This window comes from Siphonobacter curvatus (genome assembly GCF_002943425.1).
Taxonomy (GTDB): Bacteria; Bacteroidota; Bacteroidia; order Cytophagales; family Spirosomataceae; genus Siphonobacter; species Siphonobacter curvatus.
Window position 1 is genome coordinate 378,255 of record NZ_PTRA01000002.1, and the last position, 18,605, is coordinate 396,859.

General features: G+C 50.0%; 12 protein-coding genes. 11 read left to right on the forward strand and 1 reads right to left on the reverse strand.

Annotated elements, in window-relative coordinates; all coding sequences use genetic code 11:
* Window positions 1–13: 13 nt before the first annotated feature.
* The 4 genes from C5O19_RS16730 (at window position 14) to C5O19_RS16745 (ending at window position 6,202) form a co-directional block, all read left to right on the forward strand.
* Window positions 14–886: an ABC transporter ATP-binding protein gene (locus C5O19_RS16730; RefSeq protein WP_104714543.1), complete on the forward strand. Its 873-nt coding sequence runs from the start codon at window positions 14–16 to the stop codon at window positions 884–886.
* The gene (locus C5O19_RS16735; protein ID WP_104714544.1) at window positions 883–4,035 is read left to right on the forward strand and encodes an ABC transporter permease/M1 family aminopeptidase; all 3,153 of its coding nucleotides are present in this window, start codon (window positions 883–885) and stop codon (window positions 4,033–4,035) included. The genes C5O19_RS16730 and C5O19_RS16735 overlap by 4 nt, the downstream gene beginning before the upstream one ends.
* Window positions 4,036–4,118: 83 nt before the next feature.
* Window positions 4,119–4,997 carry an alpha/beta hydrolase family esterase gene (locus tag C5O19_RS16740; protein WP_104714545.1) on the forward strand — a complete coding sequence of 293 codons (879 nt, stop codon included), beginning with the start codon at window positions 4,119–4,121 and terminating at the stop codon, window positions 4,995–4,997.
* Between the two features lie 146 nt (window positions 4,998–5,143).
* Window positions 5,144–6,202: an acyltransferase family protein gene (locus tag C5O19_RS16745; protein ID WP_104714546.1), complete on the forward strand. Its 1,059-nt coding sequence runs from the start codon at window positions 5,144–5,146 to the stop codon at window positions 6,200–6,202.
* Window positions 6,203–6,292: 90 nt separating this feature from the next.
* Here C5O19_RS16745 and C5O19_RS16750 read toward each other — a convergent pair whose 3' ends face one another.
* Complete coding sequence (locus C5O19_RS16750) at window positions 6,293–6,685, reverse strand: RidA family protein (RefSeq protein WP_104714547.1); 393 nt, start codon at window positions 6,683–6,685, stop codon at window positions 6,293–6,295.
* Window positions 6,686–6,941: 256 nt separating this feature from the next.
* On the opposite strand from C5O19_RS16750, the gene C5O19_RS16755 reads away from it, so the two are divergent.
* The 7 genes from C5O19_RS16755 to C5O19_RS16785 all read left to right on the forward strand — a co-directional run bounded on the left by C5O19_RS16755 (window position 6,942) and on the right by C5O19_RS16785 (window position 18,394).
* The gene (locus tag C5O19_RS16755) at window positions 6,942–7,487 is read left to right on the forward strand and encodes a Crp/Fnr family transcriptional regulator (protein WP_243406424.1); all 546 of its coding nucleotides are present in this window, start codon (window positions 6,942–6,944) and stop codon (window positions 7,485–7,487) included.
* A gap of 109 nt (window positions 7,488–7,596) precedes the next feature.
* Window positions 7,597–8,478 (forward strand): SDR family oxidoreductase, encoded by an 882-nt coding sequence (locus tag C5O19_RS16760; protein ID WP_104714549.1) that lies wholly within the window; start codon window positions 7,597–7,599, stop codon window positions 8,476–8,478.
* A gap of 496 nt (window positions 8,479–8,974) precedes the next feature.
* Window positions 8,975–9,529 carry an RNA polymerase sigma factor gene (locus C5O19_RS16765; RefSeq protein WP_104714550.1) on the forward strand — a complete coding sequence of 185 codons (555 nt, stop codon included), beginning with the start codon at window positions 8,975–8,977 and terminating at the stop codon, window positions 9,527–9,529.
* Window positions 9,530–9,747: 218 nt separating this feature from the next.
* A complete protein-coding gene (locus C5O19_RS16770) occupies window positions 9,748–10,737 on the forward strand; it encodes a FecR family protein (RefSeq protein ID WP_104714551.1) in 990 nt (329 codons plus the stop codon).
* A gap of 217 nt (window positions 10,738–10,954) precedes the next feature.
* Window positions 10,955–14,542 carry a SusC/RagA family TonB-linked outer membrane protein gene (locus C5O19_RS16775; RefSeq protein ID WP_243406425.1) on the forward strand — a complete coding sequence of 1,196 codons (3,588 nt, stop codon included), beginning with the start codon at window positions 10,955–10,957 and terminating at the stop codon, window positions 14,540–14,542.
* A gap of 12 nt (window positions 14,543–14,554) precedes the next feature.
* Window positions 14,555–16,003: a SusD/RagB family nutrient-binding outer membrane lipoprotein gene (locus tag C5O19_RS16780; protein ID WP_104714552.1), complete on the forward strand. Its 1,449-nt coding sequence runs from the start codon at window positions 14,555–14,557 to the stop codon at window positions 16,001–16,003.
* 198 nt (window positions 16,004–16,201) lie between these two features.
* On the forward strand, window positions 16,202–18,394 hold the full coding sequence (locus tag C5O19_RS16785) for a penicillin acylase family protein (protein WP_104714612.1): 2,193 nt from the start codon (window positions 16,202–16,204) through the stop codon (window positions 18,392–18,394).
* Window positions 18,395–18,605 lie beyond the last annotated feature (211 nt).

Below are 18,605 nucleotides of genomic sequence, written 5' to 3' on the forward strand. Positions count from 1 at the left end.
TGTCATTTCAACTATGCAATACTTACGCATTCAACACCTTAGCAAAACGTACGCCAATGGCGTGAAAGCCCTCAACGATGTTTCGCTCGATCTCGGTCCGGGTATGTTTGGCTTACTGGGACCCAACGGAGCCGGTAAATCGTCACTCATGAAAACGCTGGCGGGCCTGCAAACCGCCGATCAGGGGGAAATCCACTGGAATGACCTCGACGTTCGGCAACAGCCCCGGCTCTTCAAACAACACTTGGGCTTTCTACCCCAGGGCTTTGGCGTCTACCCCAAGGTATCGGCCTACGAATTACTCCAACATCTAGCCATTCTGAAAGGTCTTACCCACCGGGCATCCCGAACGGAACAGGTGCTGGCCTTACTCGAAAAAACGAACCTTTATGCCGTACGGCATCAGGAAGCTCATCGGTTTTCGGGAGGTATGCTACAGCGATTCGGGATTGCCCAAGCCTTACTCGGGGACCCCAAAGTACTGATTGTGGACGAACCTACGGCGGGCCTCGACCCCGAAGAACGCCTGCGATTCAATAATCTGCTCAGTGAAATCAGTGAAGAACGAATCGTCATCCTGTCTACGCACCTGGTCGAAGATGTGCGGCACTTGTGTACCGATATGGCCATTATGAATCGGGGTCAACTCATCGCTCGCGGCAAACCCGAAGCTTTCATTCAAAATCTGGAAGGTAAGCTCTGGCAGCGACGCGTCGCTAAAACAGAACTCGCTGCCTCCCAACCGGGTCTGCTTTCGATGCAGTTGGTCGGCGGTACGCACGTGGCCCACTACTACGCACCTAGCTGTCCCGGGCCCGATTATCAGCCCTTAGCGGCTAGTCTGGAAGACGTTTATTTTCATACCCTCAATCAACCTGCGTTATGAAAGCGACGTTTACCTTCGAACTCCACTCGTACTTCCGCAAACCCGGTTTTTATCTAAGTCTGGCACTCGCATTGTTTATCGGCTATTTCATTGGCTCACAGCTTACGTTTAGTCCCAGTAGAGAACTGACCCGGTACGGCAGCTACGCTCTTACGCACCTTACGGGTTTATTCAATCTGGCCGGCATCTTTATTACCGCTTTCTTTTCGGCTCAGGTATTCTTTCGGGAAAAAGACGCCAACCTGGAGACGGTTCTGTACGCCCTGCCGCTAAAGAAGGTTCCCTTTCTGATGGGACGGTTTACGGCGGTTTTCCTGCTGAGTGCTTTGCTCATGCTGAGTCTCAGCACGGGCGTACTGCTTTCCCAATTCACGCAGACCGAATACAATGGCACTTTTCAATGCACGTATTACGCCCAGCCTTTTTTCCTGTTCAGCGTACCGAACCTTTTCCTGTACGTGGCTCTGCTGAGCGGCGTAGCCTGGTTCAGCTCCCGAAAATTGCTCGTGTACATAGTCGCCCTGCTGTTGTACATGGCTTATCTGGTCGTGATGTTGTATGCGGGCTCGCCGCTCATGTCTGCCGCTTTACCTGCGTCGGAACAAGCTCAGTTTTTAACTGCCTTGCTAGATCCGTTGGGATTGTCTGCCTTTTATCAGCAGACGAATCACTGGAACGTAGTACAGAAAAACAGTCAACTCCTACAACTTAGCGGTGTATTGCTCCTCAACCGATGCGGGTATCTATTATTTTCCGGACTGGTCATCGGTTTCAGTTTACTTCGCTATCGGTTTCAGATCCCTACGAAAAGTCGTCGTTCGCCTAAATCCTTAGCTCATTCCTTTCAGGGGCAATACCGACCTCTGACGGGTTTTGCTCAGGGAATTGCTTACCATTATTCCGTCCTCATCAGCGAAGTTCGCCTTAGTCTGCTCTGGATCATCCGAAGCATTCCTTTTGCGGTGCTGGTCTTGAGTCTCGTGTTTTATATGGCCATGGAATACTACGGCACGCTGGATCAGGGCATTCGTCTGCCCGAACGCTACGCGACTACGGCCGTTTTTGTCAACCGGATTCTGGCCAACTTACCGGGCTTGCAGGTCTGCATCGTACTATTCTATAGCCATGAACTCTTTTATCGGAGCCGCAACGAAGGTTTTAGCCTGTTGGAATGTTCCACGCCCGCCGAGCAGGTGACGCAATTAGTAGCCCAGTGGCTCAGCCTAAGCCTACTTCACGTGCTGATGCTTACGCTGGTGATTGGGGTGGCTCTGGTCTTTCAGTGGGTGTATCAGTACCCCACCGTTGACTGGTCAGCTTACGCAGCTCTGTATGCGTTCATTGGTTTGCCGGTGAGCATCAGTAGTGGACTAGCCTTATGCCTATACTGGCTCATTCCCCAAAAAGGAATGAGCCTGCTGGTGGCGACCGTCGTGGTGCTACTCGTTTCCACGTCCCTGGGTAAATTTCTGGGACTCACGCATCCACTGATTCGCCTGGCCGCACCGTACAGCGGGCGTTACAGCGAAATGAATGGTTGGGACGCGTACGTGGAAAGCTTTAGCTGGCGACTGGCCTACGGGTGGAGCGTTGTGTTGCTCCTGCTCACGTTTACGGTACAGCGAAAAAGTCCCCACCTGCGGAGTATACCAATTCTGGTATTATTCCTCGTTGGAAGTCTTACGCTGGGCCTGACCATTCACGCCAAAGTTCCCAAACGTAGCGATCGGCTCGCGGAGCAGCAGTGGTATGAACAGCAGTTTCGTCGATTCCGCGATCAGCCGAAGCCGCGGGTAACGGACATTCGAACGCAGGTCGATTTATTTCCGGAGCAACACAGGTACCGGGTACGGGGTACGTATCAGCTCGTTAACCAATCATCCCAGACCCTTGATCAGGTTTTGTGGACCCTCCCCGAAGGAATCGAACTGGATTCGCTGGTATGGGTACGTGGGCAACTGCGTAAAGTTCTGTCGCATCAGACACAGCTTATGCGTTTGGAAAAACCCTTGCAGCCCGGCGATACGGCTCAGTTGCATTTCGCCTTTCATTCGGGTTGGGACGGTTTTTCGGGCCATGAATCCTTTAATGCCATCGTGCAAAATGGAACGTTTCTCCGTCTCAGTAATTATTTTCCGCTAATTGGCTATCAGACCGATGTAGAAATTAGCTCGCCGGAAGAGCGGCGAAACAGAGGATTAGGCCCCGCCAGTCCTTTACGACCGCTGGAAGCTCCCCGCAGTCCGACGGATTTTATTCGACTGGATATGCTCGTTTCGACGCCCGCCGCTCAGACCGTTGTAGGCGTTGGATCACTGGTCGAGCAGTGGACGCAGCAGGATCGCCGGTATTTTCATTTTCAGACGCCCACTCCGGTCCCGTTTCGTTTTGCTCTTTCCTCGGCTCACTATCAGCTTCGTCGGGTGAACCATCGGGGTACGGGTATCGAGGTGTATTACGACCCGAAACATTCGGAAAATGTGAATCATTTGATCCAACGGACGCAGCGGGCACTCGATTACTGCCAGCGGGAATTTGGGCCGTATCCCTTTGCGGTCATTCGTTTTGCTGAAGTTTCCTCCTTTACCTCGGGCTTTGCGGGCACGGCGTATCCAGCCAGTATTTTCATGACGGAAGACCTTCTCTTTCACGCCAATCTGGCCGGAGATCGGCAGCAGGACGTGATCAACGAACTAGCCGCCCACGAGCTTTCGCACCAGTGGTGGGGGGCTAATCAATTGGTGCCGGACGAACGCGAAGGTAGTAAGTTACTAACCGAAACACTGGCCATGTATACCGAGCTAATGCTGGTCAAGCATACGCTGGGATACGAAAAGGCCTTGGAACACGTCGCCCTACACCGGGGGATTTACGAGCAGGAACGGGGATTCACCACGGAAGAACCCTTGTATCGGGTCAAACCCGAAAACGATCACCTGCATTACTCGAAAGGGCTGGTAGCGATGTATCAACTGAGCGAGTTAATCGGTGAAAAACGCGTCAATCAGGCCCTGCGACGGCTGCTGGCGGCCCACGCCTATCCGAATGCGTCACCGGTTTCGACGGATTTGCTGGACGAACTGTACCGCGTCAGTCCGCCGTCCGTCCACGCAAAAATCGATGTTCTCTTTAAACAGGTCCAACGTTAACGCATGGAAAATTTTCAGGAATTGTTGAATCCGAGCGTGGTGCCTCCGATCTTCGTTACTTTTTGCATGCTAAATCTATTGTAATGTTGAAACGTATTGTCTTTGCCTGCCTGCTGGGTTGGTTATCCATCACTGGATCACACGCTCAAGTGCTGACGGACTCTTTACTAATTGAAGGAAATTACCGTGTCTTCCATTTTCATAAACCCGCCATAGGTCAGCAACCCCAAAGTCTGGCCTTCGTCATGCACGGATCGGGCGGCGATGGCAAAGGCATGATGCGGGGCACCGAAAAAGCGGAACAGGAGGCTCAGGCCACCCGCACGCTGCTGGTATACCCCGATGGCTATAAACGGTACTGGAATGAATGTCGGAAAGCTTCGCCCGCCCTGGCGAACAAGGAGGACGTCAACGAGCAGGCTTTCTTTGCGGGCATGATCGAATACTTTGAGCGGCATTACGGTATTCAGCCGGAGCAGGTTTTTGCTGTGGGCACCTCCGGGGGTGGTCACATGGCGTATAAACTGGCCCTGACGATGCCAGATCGATTCCGGGCCGTAACGGCCATCATCGCCAATCTGCCCGATACTGATAATCTGGACTGTACGCCCGCGGGCAAACCCGTACCCATGCTGATCATCAACGGTACGGAAGATAACGTAAACCCGTATCAGGGCGGTGTTGTTGATCTGGGGCCGAACATGAATATGGGCCGTGTACGGTCCACCGACCGCACCTTTGCCTACTGGGCCGAGCTGGCGGGATATCGGGGTAAACCAACGATGGAAAAACTCCCGGATACAGACCCCAGCGATGGCCGTACTGTAGAACGACATACGTACCTAGCCAAAGGGAAGCCCGAAGTAGTCCTGTTGAAAGTCATTGGTGGCAAGCACGATTACCCAAAGGATATCGACGTACACGTAGAAGCGTTGCGTTTTTTCCAACGCCAGCTTCGCTAGACGGCGAATCGCTGTATTTTTTCAAGCCTCTGGGTATTCCCGTACCTGGAGGCTTGATTGGTTCGCGTCATTTTAGCTCCTGAGGTGAGTAGCTGAGCAGCTTACAACAGGAATTCTTCTCCGTATCCAGTACCCTAACAGCCTGTATGCTGACCTCTTCTGTACCGACCAAACCTCATTTTCAAGTGCTCGATGGCTTGCGGGGCATTGCTGCCGTAGCCGTGGTTATTTTCCACTTTATGGAGTTCATCACTCCGGACTACCACGACAGTTTCATTGCCCACGCGTACCTAGCCGTCGATTTTTTCTTCTGCTTATCGGGTTTTGTCATCGCCTACGCGTACGATGATAAATTAGGATCGATGGGCGTACGTACCTTTCTAAAAAGACGGCTGATTCGCTTGCATCCGCTAGTAGTAATCGGTTCGGTCATTGGATTACTGACCTTCGTTTTTGATCCGTTTAGCAAACTCTATTCAGTATACGCCAGTCAGACGCTGGGCCTGTTTCTTACCTCCTGTCTGATGATTCCCTTTCCGCTGGTCCGCGAACGGTACTTCAATCTGTTTCACCTCAATCCGCCCACCTGGACGCTGTTTTGGGAGTACCTGGCTAATGTGCTCTATGCTTTAGTACTGGTCAAACTACCCACCAGAGTTCTGGCAATCTTAACCCTGATTGCCGCGGGTACGCTGTTCTACGAAGCTCACCGATCCACGTACCTAGCCGTGGGATTTGGCGGGGATAACTTTTGGGGCGGCGGAAGCCGGGTTTTCTATTCGTTTCTGGCGGGTATGCTCGTGTACCGGAGCCACTTGATCATTCGTACGCGACTGGGTTTTGGTGTAGTGGGTCTTTTACTACTCCTGACGTTTTTAGTCCCTTTTTCAAAAGCGATAAACTGGTTGGTCGATCCGCTGCTCGTGGTGTTCTATTTTCCTTTACTGATTGCCTTGGGAGCGGGTACGCCGGTCGAGCCCGCGTTACAACGGATTTGTAAATTTTCGGGTGATATTTCCTATCCGCTGTACATGACGCACTATCCTTTTTTGTGGATTGTCCTGAGTTACATCGAGGCAAAAAAGCCGCCCGTGAGTGAATTAGTTGTCATTATGATCGCCGGGGTTGTCTTACTAATCCTGTTTGCGTATTTCGTCCTGAAAGTTTTGGATGAGCCGATTCGCACTTACCTCAAACGGATGTAAATACCTATAATTCAGTAAATTATCTTTTTACAGCACAGCAAAAAGGTTCGGTAGTTTACCGAACCTTTTTGCTGATCAGAAGTATCCTGTTTACTTCACTACAGTCGCTTCCAGCTCAATCGTTAGCCCCTGAAAAAGGCCTTTCACTTCCAGTAAGCTAGTGGCCTGTTTGATACCGTGTTGGACGATCCAGGACTGGTACAAATCCCCACAGGTTGTAAAAAATTCCGTTGTGGAGGTTGTATATACATTCAGCCGCACGATGCCCTGACAACTGTAACCGGCCTCCGTGATGAGTTGCTCTAGGTTATCAAAGGTTTGTTGTAACTGGGTTCGCATGTCGGCCGTACTGGGCTGGCCATAAGCATCGATGGCGGCCTGCCCGGAACAATAGAGCGTGCCAGTAGGCTGTTTGATTTCAACGGCTTGTACGGAATTGGTGTACTCTCCCCATTTCCAGGGATCAATGGTTCGCTTTTCCATGCGGGTAACGATGTTATAATTGATTTGACCGTACAAAAATCGCTGCCTCGAGCGACAGCCTTATGTCATACCTTTTTTGGAACGCGTAAAATAATTTGCAATCCTAGGACAAATCAGCCGTGCGGATTGTAGTACAAGACATACATCCAAGCTTTTTTGTGTAGTATCTTCGTAAGAGCAACGGCACGCTATCCATTCCCTCTAGTAAGAGATGTTAGCCATTTTTGAAAATTATATAAAAAACCAAAACCTCGCTTTGTCTGAGGAAGAAATCGCCATGATTACGGCGGCGGCGGTGGAGCGGACGGTTTCCAAAAAACAGATCTTATTACAGGCCGGGGAAATCTGCCGGCATAAAATCTTCATCACCAGGGGCTTCTTGCGAACCTACCGGATTGGAGCGGATGGTACGGAACACATCATGCAGTTTTCACCGGAACTGAACTGGACCACCGATGGCGAAAGTTACACCCACCGTACGCCTTCGTCCTACATCATTGAAGCCTTGGAAGACAGTCAGCTGATGATCTGGAACCGCGATCGGTTTGATACGTTACTTCAAACGATCCCCAACCTTAGAACCTATTCCGAACAACTGATTTCCCGGCATCTGCATCTCAGTCGCAATCGCCTCTACCAAACCTTCAGTGCCACGCCCGCCGAGAAGTACGAGGATTTTCTTCAAGCCTATCCTGGTATTCTCTCCCGCGTACCTTTGCGGATGGTAGCTTCTTACCTCGGCGTTTCTTTGAAAACGCTGACGCGGATCCGACAGGCTCAGCTCAGGCAACCGGTAAAATAGGGACAAATGTCCTCTTTTTGCCTGTCCTGATTGTTCAATTTTGCCTTGTAATCACAGGCGAGTGAGCAAGCCGTTCGTTCGAACACTCGCCTCACAAACATACACGATCATGCGAGTATTTGTAACGGGAGCCTCGGGCTTTGTAGGCTCCGCCATTGTACAGGAATTGCTAGCGGCAGGGCATCAGGTGTTGGGCCTGGCCCGTTCCGACGCCTCCGCTCAGTCCCTGCAGGAGATTGGTGTGGACGTACTCAGGGGTAGCCTGGAAGATGCGGAAGCATTGAAAGAGGGAGCCTCGGCAGCGGATGGCGTCATCCATACGGCCTTTATTCACGACTTTTCGCAGTATGCGGCGGCGGCGGCAACGGACAAACGGGCCATTGAAGCCCTCGGTTCCGCCCTGGTCGGTACCGATCGTCCGTTGATCGTAACCGGAGGAATTCTAATTGTGCCTAGCGATGGAGGCATTATTACGGAAGCGGACGCGGCTCCGGCCACGCACCGGGCTTCCGAAGCTACGGCTATGGCCTTGGCTGAGGCGGGCGTACGGGCTTCGGTGATCCGGCTTCCGCCTTCCGTCCATGATCAGGGCGATGGCGGTTTTGTACCGTTCCTGATTGATTTGGCCCGGAAGAAGGGCGTTTCGGCGTACGTGGGAGACGGCAGCAATCGCTGGCCCGCTGTACACCGATTAGATGCAGCCCGCTTATACCGACTGGCTCTGGAAAAAGCCGCAACGGGTCAGCGATACAATGCCATTGGGGACGAAGGCATTCCGGTTCGGGAAATTGCGGAATTAATCGGACAGGAGCTGCAAGTACCCGTGGTCTCCGTATCGCCCGAAGAGGCCAGTAATCATTTTGACTGGATGAGTCGGTTTATCACCTTCGATAGTCCGGCAACGGCAATTCAGACGCGGGAAATTCTGGGTTGGGAACCCGTTCATATCGGTTTGCTTGAGGATCTGCGGCTGGGCCATTATTTTGGTTAAAGGTTGAGAAAGTACCTTTTTTGTCTAGCCGAAGCTGCTGGTATTTTAATCGGTTGGATTCCAAACGGCTACCTACTAATTACCAGTAACGACTAACTCCTTTTTCGTCCTGATAAGACAGCTGATCATTAGTTCGGATTACGAAAACTGCTCACTTTCTCTGGCTCGCGGCTATCGCAGGGTGAAGGAAATGGGCGGTTTTCGCAATAGGGACAAGATTCGGATTTATATCGTTTATACAGGTATTTGAATATAAGCTAACTACCAACAATCATCAATTACCTGTGAGATGATAAAAACCTCTCCCACTTATCAGCCGTACCTAGAGAACGAAACTCAGTCTGTCAAATTTGTAAAGTCAACGGGTCGCTTGATCTTTTCTTAAACTAAACTTTCAAAAAGCTCCCTATCCCTTCTAGCTATTTTAAAATAATATCGCATTTTTGATTCAAAATGAAATAATATTTCACCATATGTAACTAAAACTGAATTTTATATGTCAAAATCCAGTTTTGGCGATAATATTTTATTTACCAGACTTTCGCAGGGAGACGAGCAAGCTTTGGAAAGTCTGTTGAACAAATATTATAAGCTAGTCACCCGGACCCTATCTCAGTATTCCGAAGATCCTGAGCAGATTAAAGACTGGACTCAGGAAATTTTCATTATGGTTTGGGAGAAGCGAGCCCATTTTGAGCATTATGAAATTGCCAATCCGCGTGCGTACTTTCTCATGCTTGCCCGAAATTTTGTAGTGCGTGACCTCAGCCGAAAGAAAAAAATTACTGTCGCTCCTTTTCCACTGTACGAACAGATTCCCGGATTAGATGGGCCGGAGGATCTTCTTTTTCACCAGCAATTACACCAGGCTTACGATCAGGCCCTGGAGCGATTACCCAATCGTATTCGGGAAGTGTATCAGTATAATCGTGAAGAAGGATTGAGCTATTCCAAAATTGCCGAGAAACTCAGTATTTCCGTGAAGACCGTAGAATCTCAAATTTCGCGGGCTTTATTCTTGTTACGCCGGGAATTGATGAATTATCTCTAAGACACTTTTCCTCAGATACTTAAAATATCCATTTCAGTAGATTAAGCATTAAATTAACTACGACAAAAAAGCTTACAAAAAAAAAACACAGCAAGACTCAGGGAGTTTTTCCTAAAATTGTCTCTCTATTCTTGAACAAGCTTTCCGCGTACCTGTACGCAGCTTAGATTACCTAACGTTTTCCAACGACGCAACCCACCTCCTGAACGTATCAATGAATGACCAGCCACCGCCGAAAAACAGAAGTTATTAATTATTTCCTGGGAAGATGTAGTCGGGAGGATCAGGAAAAACTGGAAAACTGGCTTCGTCAGGATCCAGGAAATGTAGAGTTAGCCGAAGTCATTATTCAGGAAGCGATTCGAAACCATGCCTTATGGTCAGCCCTAGAACAGGATAAATCGCTGGTTAGACAGAAGGTAATGGCAGGAATTGGGAAAAAGCAAAACATCCCCGGGGGGGGGGCACGAAACCGTTTACTCGGAAAAATCGCGGCTATTATAGTCAGTATGGGCTTATTGAGCAGTATTTGGTACCATTATGCAGATCAGTGGATTACGTTACAAACGAACTATGGTGAAGTAAAAACCTTTGTATTGCCTGACGAGTCTAAGGTCAGACTGAACGCTAATACCCAACTTCGGTACCGGAGTGATTGGCAAGACGGTCTCCGGGAACTCTGGCTGGAAGGGGAAGGATTCTTCACCGTTAAACATACACTAACCAATCAGGGCTTTCTGGTTCATGTACCATCGGGAGCCAGCATTGAAGTAGTAGGGACGGAATTTAATGTGTTTTCGCGAAGGAATATCCTTCAAACCGTTCTCAAAAGCGGGAAAATCGCTTTTAAAGCCGCAGGGAAAATACAATCAGCCCCCATTACGCTGAAACCGGGATCAGTTGTTGAACAGATTAACCAAGAAAAAATAAACATCCAGTTTAATGCAGACCCAGAGAAGTATTACGCCTGGACGCAGGGGAAGTGGATTCTGGACGATGAGTCGCTGGGCGACATTCTCCGGAAAATCAGGGATAGCTATGGCCTGCAGGTCCAACTGACCAACCCCGCCCTAGCTCTCCGTTCGGCGTATGGTTCCATCCCTCTACCGCATCAGGGACAATCGCCGGAAACGTTACTGGAAAACGTCGCTGATTTATACGATTTAACCATTATCCGCAACAAGGGACACTATTATCTAAAAGGATAACACATTTAACGTATATACAAATTCGTTAGCGATCTCAGATACTAGTTAACATAGCCTGAGATTTAGGCCGCAGCTACATCGAATGGAACATGTACAGTACTCGATTTTCGGAAATATGAAGATCGAATAGGTCATTTTTGGTCAGGAAAATCGTAAGACCCCAAACGCGACTTCCTGCATCAGAATGTAGTCGCATGTAAAATCCATAGCCTGTTTCATGATGCCTTTTTACTACCCGAATGTTCGTCGGATTCTCCTGTTATCCTGGAGCCTGGGAAGTCCCCTGGTCGTGGCCCAGAACGTGTCCCCTGCCTTGTATGCCTCTGCCCGGACGCATGCAAACGATCCCCATCAGAAAAAAGAAATCTATCTAAAAGACTACCTCAAAGAGTTGGAAAAAAAGTATCAGGTTTCTATTGCTTTTCGTTCCGGAATCCTGAATGAAATGAAAATTAACGCCAACTTTAAGCCCAAAGGTCTCTCGCTGGAGCAAGATCTCGAAGAACTCCTGCAAGGCAAGCAGGTGAAATACCGGGAGGCGAAAAGGAACTTCTACATCCTCTACCGGGAAGAAACTTCCGAAGAAATTCCCGTACCTACACCCACTCGGGAAAAAGAAAAAACGGACCCTTCTTCTGCTCAATTCATGGACATTGCCATTCGTGGTAAAGTGAGTGATGAAAATGGGGAAGGCTTGCCCGGCGTAAACGTTGTGATCAAAGGAACTACCACGGGTACAACGACCGATGTTACGGGAAATTACACCATTCGCGTCCCGAATGAATCCAGCACGCTGGTTTTTTCCTTTTTAGGGTATCAAACGCAGGAGATGGTCGTGACTGGACGGACCATTATTGACGTGAAGATGTCGGCCTCGGATAGTCAGTTGAACGAAATAGTCGTAACGGCTCTGGGCTTTAAGGAAGAAAAGGATCGGCTAGGATCAACGCTTTCGACCATTAAACCGGAAGACATTAAACGTTCGGGCGAAACTGGCGTTATCAACGGCTTAGCTGGTAAAGCTGCTGGGGTACAGATCAACCGATCGACGGGTGATCCCGGAGCGGGCTCCAACATTCAGATTCGCGGGCAGAATACCATTACGGGTTCCAATCAGCCCCTAATCATTATCGATGGCGTGCCCATGAGTAACACCACACAGGGGGATTCACGGGGCGGGGTGGCCCAGCAATCCCGTCTGAACGACATCAACCCGGAAGACATTGCTTCCATGCAGGTGCTGAAAGGAGCTTCGGCGGCGGGTTTGTGGGGTTCACGAGCGGCCAATGGCGTAATCGTGATTACTACTAAACGGGGAGCCAATGATAACAAACTCAACGTTAGTTACAGTTCGACGGCTTCTTTTGATAAAGTCAATGTACTTCACCCCCTGCAGACGACCTACGGGCAGGGTTCCAATGGCGTCTACAGCCCTACTACACAGTTTTCCTGGGGGGATAAAATTTCCAGCCGTTCGGGTGCCGCCGATGAATTGAACATGAACGGGGCTCGTTTCGAGGCTTACAACGGCAAAACGTTCTATCCCATTGTTAAGAAAAATTCCCAGGAAATTTATAACGATGCCCGCCGCGATGCCGTCTTCCGGACGGGCACCTATTTCGACAATAACATCAGCCTCAGCGGCGGAAATGATAAAGGCAATTTTTACCTAAGCTTAGGTAACCTGAATCAGAAAGGCATTTTTGCGGGTCAGAGCGATTACAAACGCAATTCCGTTCGCTTCAATACCACCCGGCAGTTCAATGATGTGATCCGGGCTTCGGCTAATGCAAACTTCGTCCGGACGGTTTCCAACCGCATTCAGAAGGGTGATAATACCAGTGGTCTGTACATTGGAATGCTGCGGTCTGCCCCCGATTTTGACAGTCGCTACTGGAAAGGAAGTTATTATGCTTCGCCCACGGCTTCCGCTATTCCCAACCGCCAACGCTCGTACCGCAATTACCTCGGTGCATCAGCCAACCCCAGCTACAATGATCCGCTGTGGTCGATTCATGAGTTGACGAACTTGAGCGAAGTAGATCGCCTGATTATGAATTCGGAAGTGGTGATTACCCCTACGAGTTGGTTCAGCTTAACGGGTCGCGGGGGTATCGATACTTACAATGATCGCCGGGTTACGAACCATCCCGTTAATTCCGTCGTCAACGCCGGAGCTGGTCAGTACGAACAGCAGATTATGAAAGAAACGGAGTTGAATATGGACGTCATTGGCCGGGCCAGTCACGATTTTAGTGAAAAAGTAAATGGAACGCTAGTCGTCGGGTTTAACATCAATGACCGCAAGTATAATAGCCTGGGAGGATTGATGAATAATTTCATCTTGGAAGAAGCTCCAATGAATTTTGCTAACTCCACGGCCGCCAATAATTATCCCTACAACAGTGAAACGCACCGTCGGACGGCTCGCTTGTATTCCACGGTTAATTTCGGTTTTTACAACCAAGTATTCGTAAACGGTTCCGTAGCGAGTGAATCCGGTTCGACGTTTGGCACGCAGTCCAAATCCACCTTTTACTATCCGTCGACGGATATAGCCTGGCAGTTCAGTCAGTTACCGGTATTTCAGGGCAGTGTATTGTCGTTTGGCAAAGTACGGGCTTCCTATGGTATTGTGGGTATTCAGCCCGACCCGTACCGCAATACAACTCCTTACATCAATGCCTCCTTTGGCAGTTGGGCTACGAACCTGACGGGTTCGGGTTATGGTGGCGGTGCTTTCGTGGAAAGTTCAATTCAGGGGGATCCCAACCTAAAACCCGAACGCAAGTCGGAATGGGAAATCGGTACAGATCTACGTTTTTTCAAAAACCGCCTAAGTCTGGGATATACGTACTATCAAAACGAAATTCATGACCTTCTGCTGCAGGTTTCCTCAGCGGGTTCAACGGGGTACAGTCAGCGTTATACCAACGCAGGAAGCATGGAAAACAAAGGGATGGAAGTGGATTTCAACCTGAATCTTTTACAGAAGAAAGACTTTCGCTGGAACATTTTTGCTAACTGGAGCCGAAACCGAAACCGGGTAACGGATCTGGGGGGTACCGAAAACGTGACCTTTACGGGTGGTGCCCTGAGTACCGTAGCCAACGTGGGCCATGCGTTGTCGTCCTTTTACGGCGGCGTCTACCAACGCACCGCTACGGGAGCTTTGGATTTGACCGAACGCGGCTTTCCTAAATTAGGTACAGTTTTAGGCATCGTAGGCGATCCGAATCCCGACTGGCGGGGTGGCTTCGGAACGAACCTATCCTATAAAAATCTTTCCCTCCATGTACTTTTCGAAACATTCCAGGGAGGCGACTTCTACGAAGGCACCCGTGCCACGCTACTCAACTTCGGTACGTATGCCGACGTAGGAAAAGAAGTCACGCTTAGCCAGGATATGTATAACTATGCCGGAACTCTATACCCGGCCGGAACAACGCTTCGGGGGAATGTGGCCGATTATGGGGCCGGGCCAGTGCTGCTCGACCAGTCTTTCTACACGACCATTGGTGGGCATTCGGGCCAGTTGGCCGAACAATTCGTCCGCGATGGAAGCTGGACCCGTATTCGGGAGATTACGCTGGGGTATCAGTTAAGTTCTTCCGGTTTCCGCAAAAAAACCAAACTCGAGTCCATCAACTTCGCCGTTACTGCCCGAAATCCGGTCTTATGGACGAAGGTGGTTGGCATCGATCCTGAAACGAATGTGTCTGGTGTCGGAAACGCCCGGGGGGTCGATTACTTTAACAACCCCAGTACGAAATCACTCGTGTTCAGTCTGCGAATTAATTACTAATCTAAGAGCCCCATGAACGTTCGCTATAAATCGCTTTGGACAGGTCTGCTGAGTCTGACGTTGCTTTCCTGCGAGTCACTGGTTTCGGACATGAACCAGGATTTAAATAACCCCACCGATGCCTCGGCTGAATTCGTTTTTACCGGTACTCAGATTGCTCACATGGCGGCTCAGGAAGGCATGGCCAGCCGCCTGACGATTGTCTGGAGCGGTTACGGGACCGGAGCTTTTCAGCAATTTGGTACCTTCGGTCAATACCAGATTACGGCCAGCAATTTTGATGATGACTGGAACCTCTTCTACACGGGCGTCAATAAAAATGCAGTTATTACCATCAATAAAGCCAACGCACTGGGCAACCGGGTTATGGCGGGGATCACCAAAATCATTCAGGCACAGAACATTGGTACGGCTACGGAGCTTTGGGGGGATGCTCCCTTTTCGGAGGCCAGTAATAGTGCGGAATACAAAAATCCGAAATTCGAGAGCCAACAGGAATTGATTCCAAAACTCATCACACTGCTCAATGAAGGCATTGCGGACGTAGAATCGGGCATTGGAACGGTTGGCACCCGCGATATTTTCTTTGGAGGTGATCTGACAAAGTGGAAACAGGTAGCCTACACCCTCAAGGCTCGTTTACATCTAGATTTGAAGCAATACGCTGAAGCCTATACGGCAGCTACTTCTGGGGTGAATGGGTTTAGCAATTCCATGTACGGACTGCACGGAACAACTGCCAGTGTGAATGAAAACGCGAATTATAGCTTCATGACCAACATTCGGGCAGGCAGTATTACAGCAGAAACGGCGTATAACGCGAATCTATTGAATCCCGCCAAGACGGCTACGTATCGGGGGAATGCCAAAACCAACGAGACTGCCCGTTTCCGGTTTTACTATCTGGAGAACGGGGTCAATGCTCCGGGTATTATTGAACCGAATACCTTGACGACAGCCTCCGCCCGCGGCTTTTTTGCCCGTGATGCCAGTTTTCCATTAGTCACCTATCAGGAAAACATTTTGACGCTGGCCGAAATGGCCTTACGTTCGGGCAAAGGCTTTGAGGTTGCTTTAGGGCATCTGAATGCGTATCGCAATTTTCTCAATAGTGGCGGGTACCTGCACGCCACGTACAAAGTAGCCGGCACCTACCGATATGATCCGTACGTTACAGCAGATTTTGCTCCGGGAGGTATGGAAAATACGGATGGATTAACGGCGGAAAATGCTCTGCTTCGTGAAATTCTGGAAGAACGTTACGTTTCTTTCTACGGTCAGCACATCGGCTGGAACGACGAACGTCGCACGCGGAAGGAATCGGTGGGTATTAAACTTAAACCGAATATCGGCAGCCAGTTGCCCGGTCGGTTTATCTATTCCCAGAACGAGCTTAATTCCAATGCGAATAGCCCTTCGCCCGCCCCAAGTCTGTTCGATGCCATTTCCATTTATCAGTAGGAATTGACGACGGATGAGCCACTTGAAAAACAGCTCATCCGTCGTTTGTTTTTCCTGAAAAACTGATTTGATATAATTAATTGACCATAGAATATTCCAATAATATGAAGTATTACAAAATAGTAAGTTAGAAAACCGGGCTTTTGCCTTAGTAATCTTATTTTACCCGTCTGTTTTGTTGAACCAATGGTTGTAAAAATGCTTTCGAAGATTTCTCTTCTCTCGATTGGACTGGGGCTGTGTATAAGTCCGGTCCTGGCTCAGAGCTCATTTTCGCCCCAAGAAGTGAAGGCCATGCGTACGCAGGCCAAACGCATCGAAATTATCAAGGATACATACGGGGTGCCCCACGTGTACGCGAAGACCGACGCTGATGCCGTATTTGGCATGATGTACGTACAGTGTGAAGAGTTCTTCGATAAAGTAGAAAATTCTCTCATCACTCGAACGGGGCGACTGGCAGAAGTAGAAGGCGAAGCGGCCCTACTCCGCGACCTTTGGTCTAATCTGTTTATTGACTCGACGCAGGCCAAAGCCTACTATCAGCAATCGCCTGAGTGGTTACGAAAGCTTTGCGATGCCCACGCTGCCGGAATTAACTACTACCTGGCCACGCATCCCGCCGTAAAGCCCAAACTCATTACCCGGGTAGAACCCTGGATGAATCTGATGAATAACGTACCCGCCATGGGGGGCAGTAATGTTTCAGAAGCGGATTTCAAGGCGTTTTACCTGAACGATACGCACACCATTCCGGGTCGGAGTTTCACGGCCGAACCGCCCAAAAACGACGGCTCCAATGGCTGGGTGTTAGGTCCTTCCCGAACGAAAAATAAAAAGCCTATTCTACTGATCAATCCCCACTCTGAGTACTACGGTCGGATTGAGATACAGGTGGTCAGTGAGGAAGGGCTCAATTCGTACGGGGCTCCTTTCCTGGGCCAATTCCCCATTTTTCAGGGCTTTAATGAATACTGCGGCTGGATGCATCCGGTTTCGCTTTCCGATGCCAAAGATCTGTACGCCGAAGAAGTGCAACGGAAAAATGGAAGACTCATGTACCGCTACGAGGGTACCTGGAAAAACGTCGACAGCACCGTTCACGAAATTCGCTACAAAAAAGCGGATGGGATAGCAACCCGCAAAGTGGTCACGTACCGGACACACCACGGCCCCATTGTCTACGCGACAGCAACCCGCTGGATTGCTCTGAAAACGCACGAACCAAACATCGACCTGCTGGCCATGCACTGGCTGAAGATGAAGGCGAAAAACATAAGAGAATTTACCGAAGCCCTGAATAAACGGGCCATGGTGGGAAGTAACGTACTCTACGCCGATAAAGACGGGAACATTGCGTATTGGCACGGCAACTTCGTACCCCGAAAGAACCCGCTCCTCGACTGGAAACGTCCGGTAGATGGTACCACGGCGGCTACGGAATGGCAGGGTACGCACGAACTCTCGGAAATTCCTCACTACCTCAACCCGGCCAACGGCTGGCTGCAAAACTGCAATTCGACGCCCTTGTACGGAGCCGGTGAATTATCGCAGGAGATTCTGAAACTTCCCGCCTACATGCACCCCGATGGGCATACCCCGCGGGCGGTTCACGCCGTAAAAGTACTGACACCCCTCAAAGAAGCCACGATGGATGATGTCGTTCGGGCCTCCTACGATGCCTATTTGCCCAGCGGCGAGCGTTACGTACCCAGTTTGATCGCCGCTTACCAGTCCCTGACTTCAGATTCCCTGAAAATTATCGTCAAAGGTCCAATTGAGGTACTGAAACAATGGAACTTTAAGACGGATACGCAATCGGTGGCAACTACCCTGACGGTGCACTGGCTGGAAAAAATCATCCAGCTGGACATGGCCCGACTGCCCCGCCCCCTGACGACGGAGGAGCAGTATTCTTTGACTAACGGGGCTGCCCTGACTACTGAATTTCTTTCCGCGAGAGAGCAGGTACTGGCACTGGCTCAGGTGGTCAGTGAGTTGAAAAAGGACTACGGCTCCTGGGAAGTACCCTGGGGTACGGCAAATCGTTTTCAACGCACCGAAGGCGAGCCGAGTGACCAAAAACCAAGCTGGGCCGTTCCCGCCACGCCCGGATTCATGGGTTCGCTCAATGCCTATGTGAGTCGCAAAGCACCCCAAACGCACAAACGTTACGGGGTTACGGGCAATACGTTTGTCGCCGCCGTTGAGTTTGGGGATCGACTACGGGCCAAAACGATTCTGACGGGCGGGGCCAGCAGCGATCCGAAGTCCCCCCATTATACCGATCAGGTTCGGGGCTATATCGACGGAACGTACAAGGAGATTTACTTTTACAAAGAAGATGTCCTGAAACATATGGAGAAGAAATACCACCCCGGCGATCAATAAACAAGCGGCTTGTCTGGCTACGATCCGGGCAAGCCGTAGTTTTTTTGGAACTATACCTACGCGGTGTTATTGTAATCTCCTTAGGTAAGGGGCCGTATTGGATTTACAAGGCCCCACTTAAGCGGGCTAAATCGTTTTTACTAACCCAGGAAATCTTTGTATCAGAGCTAGAAAAGCGTTTCGACAGCTGATATCATACCCCTTGGGTACT